Genomic DNA, 14,861 nt, shown 5'->3' with positions numbered 1-14,861 from the left:
GCCTGTGCCCGCACGACGTGGGGCGCGCCACGTGTAGGGGGGATCATGCGCCCGGATGAGGTGAGGGGCGCGGCGGTGACCGAGCCCGTCGACCCCGATGTCGACCTGGCCGAGGTGCGGCAGCGCCAGGAGCTGCGCCGCTCGCACTACCGTGTGCTGGCGGTGATCGCCGCCGGTGGGGCGATCGGTGCGGGCGCCCGCTACGGGGCGGGCCTGTTGTGGCCGACCCCGGCCGGGGCGTTTCCGTGGACCACGCTGGGCGTCAACGCCTCCGGGTGCCTGGTGATCGGGGTGTTTTTGGTGACCTTGACCGAGGCCTGGACCGCGCCGCCCTGGCTGCGGCCGTTCCTGGCCACCGGCGTGCTGGGCGGATACACCACCTTCTCCACCTACTGCGTCGACATCGAACGCCTGGTGACGGCCGGCCGGGCCGAGACGGCACTGACCTATCTGGCCGCCACGGTGGTCGTGGCGCTGGCCGCGGTGACGGCCGGGGCCTGGGCGACCCGCCTGATCCTGACGGCGGCAGAGCGGCGGAAAACAAGGAGAACATGATGATCATGTCTGAACGGGCGCTGCGGCTGACTGTTTTCCTCGACGACACCGACACCTGGCACCACCGCCCGATGTTCACCGAGATCGTGCACCGCGCTCATGCCGCGGGCCTGGCCGGGGCGTCGGTCTTCCGTGGTGTGGAGGGCTTCGGCGCCACGCAGATCGTGCACACCACCCGGCTGCTGTCGATGGCCGACGACCTGCCGGTCGCCGTGGTGATCATCGATACCGAAGAGAAGGTCCGCGCTTTTCTGCCCCAGCTGGAAGATCTGCTCATCGAGGGGGTCGCGGTGCTGGAGGAGGTCGAGATCATTCACCACCGCAGCCGGCAGCCGGGCGCCCCCTCTGCCCGGCCTGCCCAGGCCGGGCAGGTCGACGGGGCCGGGCAGTGAAGCGGAGAACACGGTGAACTGGTTGCTGGTGCTCTTGGGCGGCGCGATCGGCGCGCCGCTGCGCTACCTGACCGATCGGGCAGTGCAGGCCCGTCACGACACGGTGTTTCCCTGGGGCACCTTCGCCGTCAACGTGACCGGCTCGCTGATCCTGGGCGCCCTGACCGGCGCCGTGCTGGCCGGGGCCGCGGGCCCGCAGGTGCAGCTGCTGCTCGGCACCGGGTTGTGCGGGGCGCTGACCACGTATTCGACCTTCTCCTACGAGACGCTGCGCCTGGCCGAGACCGGCGCGCTGTTCTTCGCCGTCGCCAACGTCATCGCCTCGGTGGTGGCGGGCCTGGGGGCGGTGTTCGTGGGTCTGGCCATCGCCCAGGCCGCCTTCGGCTGACCTGCTCTTCCCCAGTTCTCAGATACCCCTAGGTAGGAACATGGAATCAACCCCCCCTGGGCGCCCCGCGGCCGGACGGTGCTCGTGAACCCGTGGTGGTCCATCGCTCTGGCGCTCTTCGGTGGTCTGGTGCTGCTGTGGCTGGTCGCCCTGGCCGCCCTGGCTCTCGTCCGCCCGCGCGGGAACCTGCTGACCGAGGCGATCCGGCTGCTGCCGGACCTGTTGCGGCTCGTTCACCGCCTGGCCCGTGACCGGAGCCTGCCGCGCGGGGTGCGTGTGCGGCTGTGGCTGCTGCTGGCCTACCTGGCGCTGCCCATCGACCTGGTGCCCGACTTCATCCCTGTCCTCGGCTACGCCGACGACGCCATCGCGGTCGCCGTCGTGCTGCGCTCGGTCATCGGCCACGCCGGCCCCGACGCCCTGATTCGACATTGGCCCGGCACCGACGACGGACTGGCCGCCGTACGCCGCTTGGCCGGCCTGCCGGCCGCCCCGGACCGGTGACGCCGGTGGTGGAGACGGTCTGGATCTTCGCGGCGGTGGTCGCCCCGCTCTTCCTGGCCCGCGGCCTGCCGCGCGGCGCCTACATCGGCACCGAAGCCGCCGCCGCCGTCGTGATGCACCTGACCAAACTGATCGTCTTCGGCGCGGCCGCCGTGCTGACGGCCACCAACGCCGCCACCGGCCTGGCCCTTGCCCCGGCCAGCGCGGCGGGCACCTGGGCAGGCAAGAAGATCGTCGAGCGGCTACCCGCCCACACCTTCGTCCTCATCGTCGAGACCGGCCTGCTCATCTCCGGGCTCCTGTTGTTGATCACCGGCTGACCAGCCTCGCCTCGGGCGTCTGTACAGCCTGCCTGCCGCCAAAGAGCCAAGAGCACCCCTGCGAATCGCCCCCCCGGTCATCTGATCCTCGGCGCCGACAAAGACCCCAACCACGATCACGATCAGTAACGGCGGCTACACATAGCTACATTTCGTCTGGCCGCACGGTCCCGGGCGCAGGGCCTCCACGGCCATCAGGCGAGCGCTTGGACGGCGTACAGGCCAGCCAAGGCGATGGCCAAGGCTCCCAGCAGCAGCCGCAGTCCGGTTTCCGGCAGGCGGGGTTGCAGGTGGGCGCCGAGGTAGCCGCCGGCCAGCCCGCCCAGGCCGCACAAAAGGCCCAGCGCCCAGTCCGGTGCGATGGTGCCGGGGGTGGTCAGCGCCAAAACGGCGTAGGTGAGTGCTCCGGCGATCGAGGTGAGGAACGTCGAGGCCAGCGCGGCGGGGGCGACCGTGGCGACCGGCAGGCCGCGCCCGACCAGGATCGGCCCAAGGAGCGATCCGCCGCCGATACCGTACATCCCGCCGACCACCCCCACGGCCACCGCGAGCGCGGTGACGGCGCCCGGCGAGGGATCATCCGGCGCGCCGTGGCGGCGGGGTGGGCGCACCGTGCGCACACACAGCCACAGGCCTAGCGGGAACAGCAGGCAGGCCACCAGCAGGCGGAACACCTGAGCGCCCGGCAGCAGGAAGACCCGCACGAGCGCGCCGACGACGACGCCGGGCAGGGTGCCGAACACCAGCAGGCGGGTCAGCGGTCCGCCGAGGTGACCGCGTTTGCGGTAGCGCAGCAGCGCACCAGGGGTGGCCACGACATTGAACAACAGGTTGGTGGGCGTCACCGCCGGATTCGGCACCTGCAGCACGCTGAGCTGGACCGGCAGCAGGAACACCGCTCCCGACACCCCGACGGGGGTGGTCACCACCGCGATCAGCAAACCCGCAGTGAACCCGAGCAGACCCTGCCACCAGCTCATGGACTCACCGCTTCTGCTTTGTCCTGAAGGTCCGTTCAAAGGATGACATGGCGGACGGATGGTGGCTCGCCGACCGGTCGGCGGTCACTTCCCGTCACGTACACGGCATGCGGCCCACGCCGGTTGAGCCAAGGGGTGTCAGTTGTTCATGTCATCGTCGTGGACGTCGCCTGGATCTCCCAGCGGCCGTAATCCTCCGGGCAGTTCGGGCAGGGCGAAGGAGTAACGGCCCAGCATGTTCACATGCGCGTGGATGAAGGGCGACAGGCGGGCGACGTCTTCATCGCGCACCTCGAAGCCCTGGGCGCGCAGCCGGGTCACGGCGGCGTCCATGTAGCGGGTGTTGAACAGCACCACGGCGTTGAGCACCAGGCCGAGCGCGCCGAGCTGGTCCTCCATGCCTTCGTGGTAGCGCTGGTACAGATGACCGCGCTTGCCGTGGAAGATCCGCCGAGCCAAGGCATGGCGGCCTTCTTGCAGGTTGGACTGGGCCTTGATCTCGCGCCGGTAGTCCGGCTCATCGGCCATCCGCAGGATGTGCAGGGTTTTCGGGATGCGCCCGTAGTGGGCGATCGCATCGCCCAGTGGGGTGGGGCGGCCATCGCGCGACAGCATCCGGATCACGTCGTGGGCGCGCACCGCCCCAGTGTGGACGGAGGCGATGATGCGGCAGATGTCGTCCCAGTGCCGCTCGATCTTGTCCAGGGAGACGCGGCCGCGGGCGATGTGCTGCAAGGGGCCGTAGTCGGCGCGGGGGTCGATGCGCCACAGCTTCTGGTCGGGCAGGTCGGCCAGCTGCGGGGCGTAGGAGAACCCGGCCAGGGTGAGCAGCCCGTAGACGATGTCGCTGTAGCTGGAGGTGTCGGTGATGATCGTCTCGGGGCGGCGGCCGCCATCGCGGTCATACAGCACGTCCAGCACATACAGCGAGTCGCGCGGGGTGCCGGCCACGACCATGCCGCCCAGACCGGAGGCCTGGTCGTTGATCATGTTCAGCCAGGTCGCGCCACGGCGGCGGCCGAAGTACTTGGGGTTGGGCCGGGCGTGGATCGTGGCGGTGGGCACGACGAAACGCATCCCGTCGGCCGAGGCCACCAGCCCGCCACCCCAGGCCTGAGCCAGGCCGATGCCGGCCTGGGCGTCGATGAGGGTGGCATTGGCGGCCTTGTAGGTGGCCAGCCGCAGGTAGGTCTGATCGACATGGGACAGCCGGTCGCGCCGCAGCGCCTTGGCGCCGCCGATGACCGGGGTCATCCCGACGTTACAGCCGTGCGCCACCAGCAGCGCGGCGATCGAGATCGGAAGGTCGGCCAGCCGGGCCGCCTCCCCGGTGATGGAGGTGAAGGCCTGGTCGGCGCCGGTCCAGGAGAACACCTCCAGCAGCACCTCGGGCAGGTCCACCCGGGGCATCATCACCTCCACCGCCGCCCGCAACGCCAGCAGGCTGTCGGGTTCGGGGGTCGGTTCCAGCGCCGCCAGGTGCAGCCGCCCATCAGAGCCCATGCTCGCGCTGGTGTTGACCGGCAACCGCCCGGCCACCTGCCGGTAGGCCGCATCCAGCGCCTCGGCTTGGCGGGCCAGGTGGGCGCCCGGCTGCTCGGGCAGGCGCAGGCTGGCCAACGCCGTGGGCCGTAGCGCCTGCCATGCCGCGCCCTGCAGGAGCTTGGCGCCCGGGTCGCCCCACTTGGAGGAGTTGATCGCGAAGATCTCCCGGCGGCGCAGCAGCCGGTGGAAGGCCTCCTTCCGTCCGGGAGGTTGGGGTGTCGTGGACTGTCGCATGGCGGTGCATCTGCGGCTGTGAGCGACACGCTTTGTCGGGGTGTCGTTCACGCACTGGATCTTAAAGTGCACGTAAAGTCACCACTCATTCGCTGCTAGTGGGTGGGTGAGGGGATGGACAGATTCCGGCCGTTCCTGGTCCGGCTCCCGTCCGGTGACCGGTACTGGACCGTCATGGATGCGGCGTACCGACCCGTGGCCGCGGCCGACGAGTGGCTGCTCCACGTACGGCTCGGACGGGACTGCGCCGAGAGCACGACCGAGGCTTACGCGCGGTCGCTGGCGTTGTTCTTGGACTGGTGCACGGCGATCCGGCAGGACTGGCGGGAGACGCCGTACCAGTTCGGCCGGTTCGTCTACTGGCTGCAGCGCTACGACCCTGGCGTGCCGGCCTACGCGCAGACACGGATCGTGCGCGGGGCCCGCCGGGTGAACGCGGTGCTGGCCGCCGTACGCGAGTTCTTCAAGCACGCGGTCGCGGTCGGCCTGGCCGACAAGGCCGTGCTCGATGCGCTGTTCGACCTGGTGGAGGACTATGACCTGCCCGCCGAAGTGCGTGGCGAGCGACCGGGGCTCCGGTTGCGGAGCAGGCCCCGGCACCGTCTGTCGGAGCCTCAGCGGGTCGTGGACGCCGCGACCGACGAGGAGGTCCTGGCGTTGCTGAAGGCCTGCCGCAACGCTAGAGACCGGTTCATCGTGCTGGCCTTGTGGCGGATCGGGAACCGCCGCGGCGAGCTGACCGGCGTGCGGCTGGAGGACGTGCACTTCGTCCCCGACGCCTCGAGCCTGGGGTGCCGGGTGCGCGGCGAGCACCTGCACGTCCGCCGCCGCCCCAACCTCAACGGCGCGATCGCGAAGTCCCGCCGCTCCCGCGTCGTCCCGGTCGACTGGTTCGTGGTCCAAGGCTATGACCAGTACATGCTGGAGCGAGGCGCCTGCCAGCAGGCCCAGCGATGCGACTTCCTGCTGGTCAACCTGTTCCGCGAGCCGCTGGGCGCGCCGATGCGGCCCAAGGCGCTGAACGAGCTGCTGGCCGATCTGTCGCGCCGGGCCGGGCTGGACCGCAGCCTGCACCCGCATCAGCTCCGGCACTCGATGGCGACCAACGTCGCGGCGGCCGGCGGGACCCTGGACGAGATCCGTGAGCTGCTTGGTCATGCCGCCATCACCTCCAGCCAGGTGTATTTGCACCCGTCACCGGACCGGCTGCGGGCTGCCGTCGAGCGCGTTGAACTGCCGCGCGGCAGGGCTGGGAAGGAACTGCGGTGAGCGGGGTCGCGGCGCGGCCGCTGAGGCTGGTGGTGACCGACGACCAAGACGACGACGGTGACCGGCTGGAGCGCGTGCGGGCGTTGCTGCGGCCGGAGTTCCTGGCTGAGGTCTGGGATGCCGATGGTCAGGTGTTCGCGCCCCCGCGTGAGCATCTGCTGCTGGGATTGCGCAAGTGCGCCGTGGATGACTGTGAGGCCGGGGTGCGCACTCCCAACGTTGCCCTGTGCGCCCAGTGCATTCCCAGGTTCCAAGCCAGTGGCCTGACACTGGAGCAGTTCATTGCGATCCCCACCAACAAGATCACCAAGGGTGAGAAGTTCTGCCGCGTCCCTGGCTGCCCACGGCCTTCGCACCTGCGGGTCCTGCTCTGCCAGGTGCACTACTGCCAGTGGCAGACCCGGGGCGGGCCGGTGGAGGAGTTCGTGCCGTCCTCCAGGCGCACGCCGCCCGCCTCGTTCGGGTCGTGCATGGTGGCCTCGTGCAGCCGGACCGCCTGCTGCCGCGCGCGGTTGTGTCATACCCACCGCAGCCGCTGGGATTCCCTGCTGAAGAGGAGTCCGGATGCCGACTTCCAACGATGGCTCAGGGTCACCGAGCCGATCGGCGTCGACCACATAGTGATCTTCAAGGGGCTGGCCGAGCGCGTCCAACTGGAGCTGCTGCTGGGGCTGCAAGTCCGCACCGACGCTGGTGTCAGGACGTCGGTGAGCGCACTGCGGACGATCACCGCGGCGCTGCGCGCGGCCGAAGCCAGCAGGTTGGCCGAGCTGGATGAGTCGGTGCTGAAGCCGACTCGTAAGGACGCCATCATTCTCGCCCGGTTCCTTGATTCCGCGATTCGCCGAGCGACGACCACCCCGGAGGAGGAACGACGCAAGGACGTGTGGGACTTGGCCGTCATGGGCCTGTCCCGGCGGCTCGACTTCACCCCGATCAGCCAGAACTGGCTGCGGGAGAGCGCCAAACGGTGGGTCGAGGAGGAACTGCCCCGGCATCGCGGCCGCCAGGCGGCCAATACCTCCAGAAACACCCTTGGCGTTTTGGGCGACTTGTCGTCTTGCCTGCGCCAGACCCGCCCGGACCAGGGCGAGAACCCTGCCGCGCTCGACCGGCGGGACATCGTTGCGTTCACCAACCGGCTCGCCCACCAGCAGCGCACCGGGAGGATCAGCGACAAGATGCGGGTCAGAGCCTGCCGAGACGCCCGCCGCTTCCTCACCGACATCCGGGCCATGGGCCTGACCCGGGCCGACGGGATCGCCGCAGGCCTGCCCGATGACTTCATCATGAGTCGCCAGGACATCCCGGCCGAGCCCGATCCCGACGAGCAGGGCCGCGATCTGCCCGCCTGGGTGATGCAGATCCTCGACGCCAACCTGCCCCTGCTGGAACAGCGCAGCGGCGCCGACATGCGCCGGATGACCGAGCTGATGATGGACACCGGACGGCGTCCCGACGAGATCGTCCAGCTCCGGCTGGACTGCCTCACCCGCGACGCGCACGACAAGCCCGTACTGATCTACACCGATTCGAAGAACCACCGCCCAAACCGGCGCCTGCCGATCGCCGAGGGCACTGCGGCCGTCGTCGCCGACCAGCAGGCCGACGTTCGGGCCCGCTTCCCCGGCACTCCGGCCCGGGACTTGCCACTGTTCCCCCGCGAGAGGACCAACCCCGATGGGAGAGCCACCTACAACGAGCCGGCGTTCACCAACTCCCACCGGCAGTGGGTGAACTCGATCGCTCACCTGCTGGCGACCACCGTGACCGGACCCGACGGCACGCCCCGCCGCGTGGTTTTCGACCGGCTCGCCGTGGTGCCCTACGCCTACCGGCACAGCTACGCCCAGCGGCACGCCGACGAAGGTGTCCCGCCCGACGTGCTGCGAGACCTGCTGTCGCACGACAAGATCGGCACAACGCTGCGCTACTACCGGGTCTCGGAGAAACGAGTCCGGGTCGCGGTCGACCGGGTCAGCACCCACCAATTCGACAACCAGGGCCGCCGGGTGTTCCTCGACATCCGGGGCCTGCTCGCCGACGAGCACGCCCGGATGCGCGTCGGGCAGGTCGCCGTCCCGTTCGGCATCTGCACCGAACCGTCCAACGTCAAAGCGGGCGGCCAGGCCTGCCCCTACAAGTTCACCTGCCTGGGCTGCGGACACTTCCGCAGCGACCCCTCCTACCTGCCCGAACTCAAGTCCTACCTGCAGCAACTCCTCGCCGACCGGGAACAGATCCGCTCCGCCACCGACCTGCAGGAATGGGCCAAAGACCGCCTCGCGCCCCGCGAGGAGGAGATCGCACAGTTGCGGGAGCTGATCCGCCGCATCGAAGCCGATCTCGACGACCTGACAGCAGAGGATCGAACCCAGATCAGCGAGGCCATCACCGTGATACGCAAGACCCGACAGATCGTCAACCTCGGCATGCCGAACATCCGCACAACCGACAAACAGACCGGATGACCGGCTCGTGGACGAACAGACCCCACTTGCCAGGGCTCGCCGCCACGACGTCGACCGGCGGCGGCAACGCGTCCACCAAGCGCTCGCGGACATGCACGTCGATGGATCCGACATCACCATCTCGGCAGTCGCGGCCCGCGCAGGCGTCCACCGCTCCTTCATCCACCGCCACCCCGACCTGCACGCCGCCGTGCTGGAAGCATTCGCAGCAGCGCTCACCCAGCCGTCCCCGGCAGCCACCACCATCAGCCACCGATCCGTCCTGGCCGAGAACGCGAATCTGCACCAGCAGAACCGCAGACTCGCCCAGCGCGTCAGCGACCTGGAAGACCGGCTCTCCGAACTCCTGGGCCAGCAGGCCTTCGACCGCAGCGGGCTCGGCGCCCCTACCAGCACCGCCGCCCTCCAAGACGAGCTGGAGGCCCAGAAACAGACCGTCCTGGACCTTCGGCGGCTCCTGGAAGAACGCGAGGAGGAACTCGCCGCCGCCCGCGAGACGAACCGGCGACTGATGAACCAGCTCAACCGCACCCGCCCTTGATCGGCTGCGGCTCCGGACCTATCCATGGCCGGCACCGGTGAGCTGCGGCGCTGAGGTCACCTTGCGGACACCGCTTGCCCGCAGGTCCCCACCTCGGACGGCTCGACGGTTAACGCATTGCGCGGCCTTAGGCCAATCAATGAAGATCACTCTATGGAGCGAGACGTGATCAAAGCGGGGTGGCTTACCCTGCGGCCATTTACGCTGGACGACATTCCGTGGGTCTATGAGGTGTCCCTGGATCCAGCGTTGCAGCACTTCGTGGAGTTGCCGTCGCCCTACCGCATGGAAAACGCGGCGTTCTTCGTCGAGCAGCTGGCCATCGCCGGCGGACAGAGCGGACAGCGTCTGGAGTTCCTCGCTGAGGAGGCGTCCACGGGAGACCGCCTGGGCCGCGTCGGTCTGTGGCTGGGCACGCCGGGCACGGCCGAGATCGGGTACTGGGTTGATCCGAAAGCCCGCACGCGTGGCGTTGCGACCGACGCGGTGCGAGCTGTGTGTCAATGGGCCTTCCGCACCCACGGCCTGGAACTGATCGAGTGGCGCGCTGAAGTCGGCAATCTGGCTTCTCGCCGAGTCGCAGAGAAGGCAGGCTTCACCGTGGAGGCCACGCTCCGGAAGCGACTCTTTCACCGAGGAACTCGGGTGGATGCATGGTTTGGCTCCCTCCTCGAGAACGAGGCCCTTTGAACTCCCCGTCCGCAACGCCTGTCGCACACGAAGCCGACCGCATGCTGCGGCTGTGACCTGCGGAGATAGGCGATTGAAGATCGTCACCCAGCCAGAAAGGTCGAGCACGCAAAACGCGTACGCCTTCCAATCCACCAGCCCTTCCGCCAGGTGCGGCGCGCGTAGTACCAGGCGCCGCCATGACCCGGCCAGCAACGAGGTGTCGATCTCGGCCGGGGTGACACGCTTGCGCCCCATCAAGGCGGGCAGGGTGCGCAGCGCGGCCAGCACCGGTCGGCCCTCGGCGCTGGCCCCGAACTGGATCACCTCACACAGCCTCGGCAGGAAGGGCCGCACCATGGCGAAACGGCCCACCAGCATCGCCCGCCACGCCTCATCGGCATCCGAATCGGCCGGGGGGGTCAGCTCGGTGATCGCCTCCAAAGCCGCGGTCAGCTGCGGGCGCGGCACGACCGCCTCGATCGCCGCCCACACCTCCTGCACCGAGGCCAGCCCCGGCGCCAATACCTCGCCGGTGGCGCCATCGACCCGGTCGTCGGTGGCCTCGATCAGCACCCGCACCGCCTCGGCCAGCATCGCCGAGGCCCGCTCCACCCGCGGCAGGGTACGCAGTTTCTCCTTGGCCGACTCCCGCTCCGCGCGCGCCAGCAGCCGGGTGGCGATCAGCAGATCCAGCAGGTCCAGCGCATCATCGACCGACCGGCTGGTCAAGTGCACCACCGTGGCCAGCAGCGTGGCGACTTTACGCTCGACGCCGTGCCGGTCGATCAGCGTGGCCTTGCCATCCATGCCGTAGCGCCACAGCTCGGCCATCCGCCGCGGCGGGATCACCGACACATCCACCTCACCGACGCCGAGCGCGGCGATCTCGGCCACCCGCTCCATCTGCGGGCCCGAGGCCTTCACCACCGGGCGGCGCAATCGCTCCAGCGTGGAGACCCGCGCCCCGGCGGGCACCTCCACCAGCTCGGCCAGCACCCGCCGCTGCTCATCGTTCAGCAGGTCATGAAGGGTGTCCCACAGCCGCTTGGTGGCCTTCTCCCGCTCCCGGGCCACCAGCCGCGCCAGCCGATGCACCCCCGGCACCAACACCGGGCGGGTGCGTAACTCAGCCACCGCCGCATCGAACAGCGCCTTGGGGCCCTCGCCCGTGGCGAACGCCCGCGCCGCGATCCATTGCGCCAGCTCCCCTTCGACCTCGGCGAAATCGATCCAGCCACCGGCCTTCTCGATCTCCCCGGCGTGGGTACGCGCGGTCCCATCACGCTGGCCGTACAGCTTGATGCACGACGGGTCGGTGATGCCCAACTGCTCAGCGAGGTAGTCCACGACCTCGGCAGGGACCTGACGAGGGTCAGGCAGAAACCGCCGCAGGAACCGGGCCACACCAATCTGGACAGCGAATCCAAGCCGGTTGTGATCTCTGCGCTTGGACTCGATCGCCTCACGGTCAGCGTCATCGAGGAAGAAATACTTCTCCAGCTGAGCCCGCGTTGGCGACCCCTGAAACGAGGCGAACCCCGCCGCCTGCTCATCGGACAAGAACTCGACCGGCACCGTGAACCTCCCATAGGTCTACGACAAGACCCTCGAAGGCTTCCGGTAGTGATCATGGACGGTCAAACCAATGCTCACTAGGACAAACGCTTAGCGCACGATCCGGTTCCAATGTTCCTCAGACCCCTCCTCCTGCAGGGGATGCGTCCTCGGACCCCGCGAAAACCACGACGAGCTCCAGCCCGCCACCCGGATTGGGATTCGCTTGCACGTCGGCCCCGTGAACCTTCGCGATCGCCGCGACGATCGACAATCCGAGCCCGGCGCCCTGCCCAGGGGTCGTATGCAGCCGCCGGAAGGGCTCGAAGAGATCGCCGAAACGTTCCTGAGGCACGTGCGGACCGGTGTTACGGACCGTCAACACTCCACAGGAGAGCGTTACCTCAACGGTTCCGCCGGGATGGTTGTAGCGGACCGCGTTGTCGAGGAGGTTGGTGACGAGCCGGTTCAGCAGGACAGGGTCCCCATCGACGACGAACGGCTCTGCCCGCCCCGTCACGGTGACGCCGTCCGAACCTGTTTCCGCCAGGACGAGCCGTACCGTCTGGTCCAGGGCCACCGGGCTCCTGTTGTCCAGGCCGTTTTCCGCCTGGGCCAGGACCAACAGGGCGTCGATGAGGTTCTCCGCGCGACGGTTGTGGCGCAGGAGCGTGCCGCGGATCTCGCCGCCGTCCTCGGGGAGCCCGATTTCGATCGCCGCCCGCTGGACGGCCAGCGGGGTCCGCAACTCATGGGAGGCGTTGGCGATGAACCGCCGCTGCCCCTCGACGGAGCGTTCGAGCCGATCGAGCATCGCGTCGAAGGTGTCGGCAAGTTCCTTCAGCTCGTCCTTCGGCCCGGTGAGCGCGATCCGCTCGTGCAGGGTCGACAGGGAAAGTCGCTGCGCGGTGGCAGTGATCCGGTGGATGGGCCGCAGGATCCGCCCGGCCACCAGCCATCCGACGGCCAACGAGACCAACGTCAAGATCCCCACCGTGAAGGTGGTCATCTCCCACTGGTAGCCGATCACGTCGTTCACCAGCTCGGGTAGCTGCGGCCGCAGCGGCCGATCACCCGGTGCCAACGCTCCCCCGGGGAGCCGGGCGACCCGCGTCTTCAGCGCCTGGCGCAGCAGGAGGTTGACCGTGACCAGCAACACGACCGAGGTCAGCAGGAACAATCCGGAGTAGATCAGGGTGAGCCGGACCCGGATCGTCGTCACAACAGGTATCCCGCACCGGGAACGGTCTGAATGCACGGCGGGTCGCCCAGCTTGGCCCGCAGGCGGCTGATCAGGACCCGCACCACCGTCGTAAACGGATCGGCGTTCTCGTCCCAGGCCTCTTCAAGCAGCCGTTCGGAGCTCACGACCGTGCCGTCCGCCCTCATCAGCACCTCCAGGACGGCGAACTCCTTGAGCGACAGGTGCAGGTGCCGCCCGTCCCGCGAGACTTGCAGCCGGTGGGGGTCGAGCACGATCCCGTGCCGCATCAGTACCGGCGGTACCGCCGACTGGCTACGCCGTCCCAGCGCCTGCACCCGCGCAACCAGCTCGGCATAGTCGAACGGTTTGGGCAAGTAGTCGTCGGCCCCCATCCCCAGACCCGCCACTCGCTCCGGCACCGACGCCGCCGCCGTCATCATCAAGATCCGCGTACGGCTCCCGCGCGCCACCAGCTCACGACACACGAGGTCGCCGTGCATCTCGGGCAGGTCCCGATCCAGCACGAGAACGTCGTAGTCGTGCACCGCCAGCCGCTCCACCGCGACGGCCCCGTCATACACCACGTCGACGGCCATGGCATGGCGGCGCAATCCCACCGCCACGAGATCGGCCAGGTCTCGTTCGTCTTCGGCCACCAGAATCCGCACCCGACATTCATACTCGAACCGGGGTTTCAATGGCGTTAACGGATCCGTTCACGACCGTGTAACCCGCTTCAGGCCACGCTAGCGGCCATGATCAGAGCCCTCCGCGCGGCCGTCCTGGTGGCGGCCTGCTCCATGTCCGCACCCGCGTCCTCGCCGGCCACCACCTCAGGCGAGCGCTGCACCGCCGCCACTGCGCCACCTCCGAAATCGGCGCCGCCGACATCGGTGAACACGCTCCGGCAGGCGTACTTCTGCGTGCTGGACACCTACTACAGCGGTCCGGCCATGGATCCGAAGGCATTGCTGAAGAGCGCCTTCGCCGCCTATACCCAGGACCTGATGCGGCGCGACGCCGATCGGGCCGACCTCCGGCTGCCCGAGCTGACCGGGAACCGAGACATCGACTGGGCCGCCTTCGCCAAAGTCCTCGGCGCCGGTGACGTGTCCGCGCTGCGCGCCGCGATCACCGGCATGGTCGCCGGACTGCACGACAACCACGCCCGCGTGGTCAGGCCGACTCCCCAGCCGGAAGGCGGGCCGACCGGAACGGGCATCGTGGGCATATCGGCCCGGCAGGGCCAGCAACTCGACCCGGCGGCCAAGCCGCCGTTGTTCATCACCAGCGTCCTGCCCGGCAGCCCCGCCGCCAAGGCCGGCATCAGACCCGGAGACATCATCGTCAAGGCCAACGGCGTGCCCGCGTTCATCGGGAACACCGTGAACCAGAGCATCGTCGCGGCCTTCGCCACCAACCCGGTAAAGCTCACGCTCAAGCGCCCCACGACGGGACGGACCCGCACCGTCGACCTCAAGGAGGGGCCCATCACGAGGCAGCCTCCGGCGGTGACATCGAAGACGCTTCCCGGCGGCGCCATCTACGTCCAGCTGCCCGGATTCTTCGAAGGCGCCGCCGACCAGGTCATCGCCAAGCTGAAGGGCAAACCGAAGGCGGTGGTCCTCGACCTGCGCGGCAACGGCGGCGGGTCGCCCCGCGAGGTGACGCGGCTGCTCGGCGCGTTCGCACACGGCAAGGTCACCAGCTACTTCTGCCCGCTCAAGGGCGACTGCGTGCCCAACCGTACCGACGACACCGTCGCGCTGCTCGGCTCGCGCCTGGTCGTCCTCACCGACCGGGGATGCGCCTCGGCCTGCGAGGACTTCAGCGCGGCCGTCAAGGACAACAGAATGGGCACCCTCATCGGGACCCGCACCGCGGGAGCCGTCTCCGGCCCCGCCGAAGGCTACCTCCTCAACGACGGCAGCCTTCTGCTGCTGCCCAAGGTCCGGCACCTCGGGCCCGCCCGCGAAACCATCGACACGATCGGCGTACCGGTCGACCACTACGCCCCCATGACCGCGCTCGACCTGGCCACCGGGCGCGACCCGGGTGTGGCCAAGGCGCTGGCGCTTGTTTGACGTGCTTGCCGCAGCGGCCGGGCTGGCCGCCCCTCTCACCGTCGCCGACACCCAGCGCCCCGCTATGGCCGAGCCGGACGCGCTCGACCGCAGCGCTGTTGGCGGAGGGCATCGTGCTCCCGCTTGAGGCGGGGCCTGCGCCGGCTCA

Annotated in this window: 15 protein-coding genes and 1 pseudogene; 11 read left to right on the top strand and 5 right to left on the bottom strand. The window is 69.2% G+C overall.

The annotated features are described in order from the left end of the window. Positions 1-45 precede the first annotated feature (45 nt). The 5 genes from crcB (ACQPYK_RS20580) to ACQPYK_RS20560 all read left to right on the top strand — a co-directional run bounded on the left by crcB (ACQPYK_RS20580) (position 46) and on the right by ACQPYK_RS20560 (position 2,159). Positions 46-555, top strand: coding sequence for a fluoride efflux transporter CrcB (gene crcB, locus ACQPYK_RS20580; protein ID WP_433257481.1), 510 nt, complete (start codon positions 46-48; stop codon positions 553-555). After that, the gene (locus ACQPYK_RS20575; protein ID WP_433257479.1) at positions 552-947 is read left to right on the top strand and encodes a DUF190 domain-containing protein; all 396 of its coding nucleotides are present in this window, start codon (positions 552-554) and stop codon (positions 945-947) included. The genes crcB (ACQPYK_RS20580) and ACQPYK_RS20575 overlap by 4 nt, the downstream gene beginning before the upstream one ends. Before the next feature lie 13 nt (positions 948-960). Further along, positions 961-1,335, top strand: a complete 375-nt coding sequence (gene crcB / locus ACQPYK_RS20570) for a fluoride efflux transporter CrcB (RefSeq protein WP_433257477.1) — start codon at positions 961-963, stop codon at positions 1,333-1,335. An 84-nt stretch (positions 1,336-1,419) separates the two neighbouring features. Continuing rightward, on the top strand, positions 1,420-1,839 hold the full coding sequence (locus ACQPYK_RS20565; protein ID WP_433257476.1) for a YkvA family protein: 420 nt from the start codon (positions 1,420-1,422) through the stop codon (positions 1,837-1,839). 5 nt (positions 1,840-1,844) lie between these two features. Then, positions 1,845-2,159 carry a hypothetical protein gene (locus ACQPYK_RS20560; protein ID WP_433257474.1) on the top strand — a complete coding sequence of 105 codons (315 nt, stop codon included), beginning with the start codon at positions 1,845-1,847 and terminating at the stop codon, positions 2,157-2,159. A gap of 194 nt (positions 2,160-2,353) precedes the next feature. Here ACQPYK_RS20560 and ACQPYK_RS20555 read toward each other — a convergent pair whose 3' ends face one another. Further along, positions 2,354-3,139, bottom strand: coding sequence for a TSUP family transporter (locus ACQPYK_RS20555; RefSeq protein WP_433257472.1), 786 nt, complete (start codon positions 3,137-3,139; stop codon positions 2,354-2,356). 138 nt (positions 3,140-3,277) lie between these two features. Further along, a complete protein-coding gene (locus tag ACQPYK_RS20550) occupies positions 3,278-4,918 on the bottom strand; it encodes a Tn3 family transposase (RefSeq protein ID WP_433257471.1) in 1,641 nt (546 codons plus the stop codon). A gap of 114 nt (positions 4,919-5,032) precedes the next feature. Here ACQPYK_RS20550 and ACQPYK_RS20545 point away from each other — a divergent pair, with 114 nt between their 5' ends. The 4 genes from ACQPYK_RS20545 to ACQPYK_RS20530 all read left to right on the top strand — a co-directional run bounded on the left by ACQPYK_RS20545 (position 5,033) and on the right by ACQPYK_RS20530 (position 9,889). Continuing rightward, positions 5,033-6,187 (top strand): tyrosine-type recombinase/integrase, encoded by a 1,155-nt coding sequence (locus ACQPYK_RS20545; RefSeq protein WP_433257469.1) that lies wholly within the window; start codon positions 5,033-5,035, stop codon positions 6,185-6,187. Continuing rightward, positions 6,184-8,658: a tyrosine-type recombinase/integrase gene (locus ACQPYK_RS20540; RefSeq protein WP_433257467.1), complete on the top strand. Its 2,475-nt coding sequence runs from the start codon at positions 6,184-6,186 to the stop codon at positions 8,656-8,658. The genes ACQPYK_RS20545 and ACQPYK_RS20540 overlap by 4 nt, the downstream gene beginning before the upstream one ends. Positions 8,659-8,665: 7 nt before the next feature. Beyond that, complete coding sequence (locus ACQPYK_RS20535; RefSeq protein WP_433257465.1) at positions 8,666-9,199, top strand: DUF6262 family protein; 534 nt, start codon at positions 8,666-8,668, stop codon at positions 9,197-9,199. A 153-nt stretch (positions 9,200-9,352) separates the two neighbouring features. After that, complete coding sequence (locus tag ACQPYK_RS20530; RefSeq protein ID WP_433258859.1) at positions 9,353-9,889, top strand: GNAT family N-acetyltransferase; 537 nt, start codon at positions 9,353-9,355, stop codon at positions 9,887-9,889. Positions 9,890-10,948: 1,059 nt separating this feature from the next. Here ACQPYK_RS20530 and ACQPYK_RS20525 read toward each other — a convergent pair. From ACQPYK_RS20525 to ACQPYK_RS20515, 3 genes and pseudogenes are all read right to left on the bottom strand, one after another. Next, positions 10,949-11,446, bottom strand: a pseudogene (locus ACQPYK_RS20525) (DUF4158 domain-containing protein); the annotation flags it as partial. A 118-nt stretch (positions 11,447-11,564) separates the two neighbouring features. Then, on the bottom strand, positions 11,565-12,647 hold the full coding sequence (locus ACQPYK_RS20520; RefSeq protein WP_433257463.1) for a HAMP domain-containing sensor histidine kinase: 1,083 nt from the start codon (positions 12,645-12,647) through the stop codon (positions 11,565-11,567). After that, entirely contained in the window at positions 12,644-13,297 is a 654-nt protein-coding gene (locus ACQPYK_RS20515) for a response regulator transcription factor (RefSeq protein ID WP_433257461.1), read from the bottom strand. The genes ACQPYK_RS20520 and ACQPYK_RS20515 overlap by 4 nt, the downstream gene beginning before the upstream one ends. Positions 13,298-13,384: 87 nt before the next feature. Between ACQPYK_RS20515 and ACQPYK_RS20510 the strand changes: the two genes are divergently transcribed. Together ACQPYK_RS20510 and ACQPYK_RS20505 are read left to right on the top strand one after the other, a co-directional pair. Then, a complete protein-coding gene (locus ACQPYK_RS20510; protein WP_433257459.1) occupies positions 13,385-14,713 on the top strand; it encodes a S41 family peptidase in 1,329 nt (442 codons plus the stop codon). Next, positions 14,706-14,840, top strand: coding sequence for a hypothetical protein (locus ACQPYK_RS20505; RefSeq protein WP_433257457.1), 135 nt, complete (start codon positions 14,706-14,708; stop codon positions 14,838-14,840). The genes ACQPYK_RS20510 and ACQPYK_RS20505 overlap by 8 nt, the downstream gene beginning before the upstream one ends. Positions 14,841-14,861 lie beyond the last annotated feature (21 nt).

Source organism: Streptosporangium sp. CA-135522, assembly GCF_050949235.1.
Lineage (GTDB): Bacteria > Actinomycetota > Actinomycetes > Streptosporangiales > Streptosporangiaceae > Streptosporangium.
The sequence above is the reverse complement of the archived record's forward strand: the minus strand, read 5'-3'. Positions and strand labels throughout refer to the sequence as shown.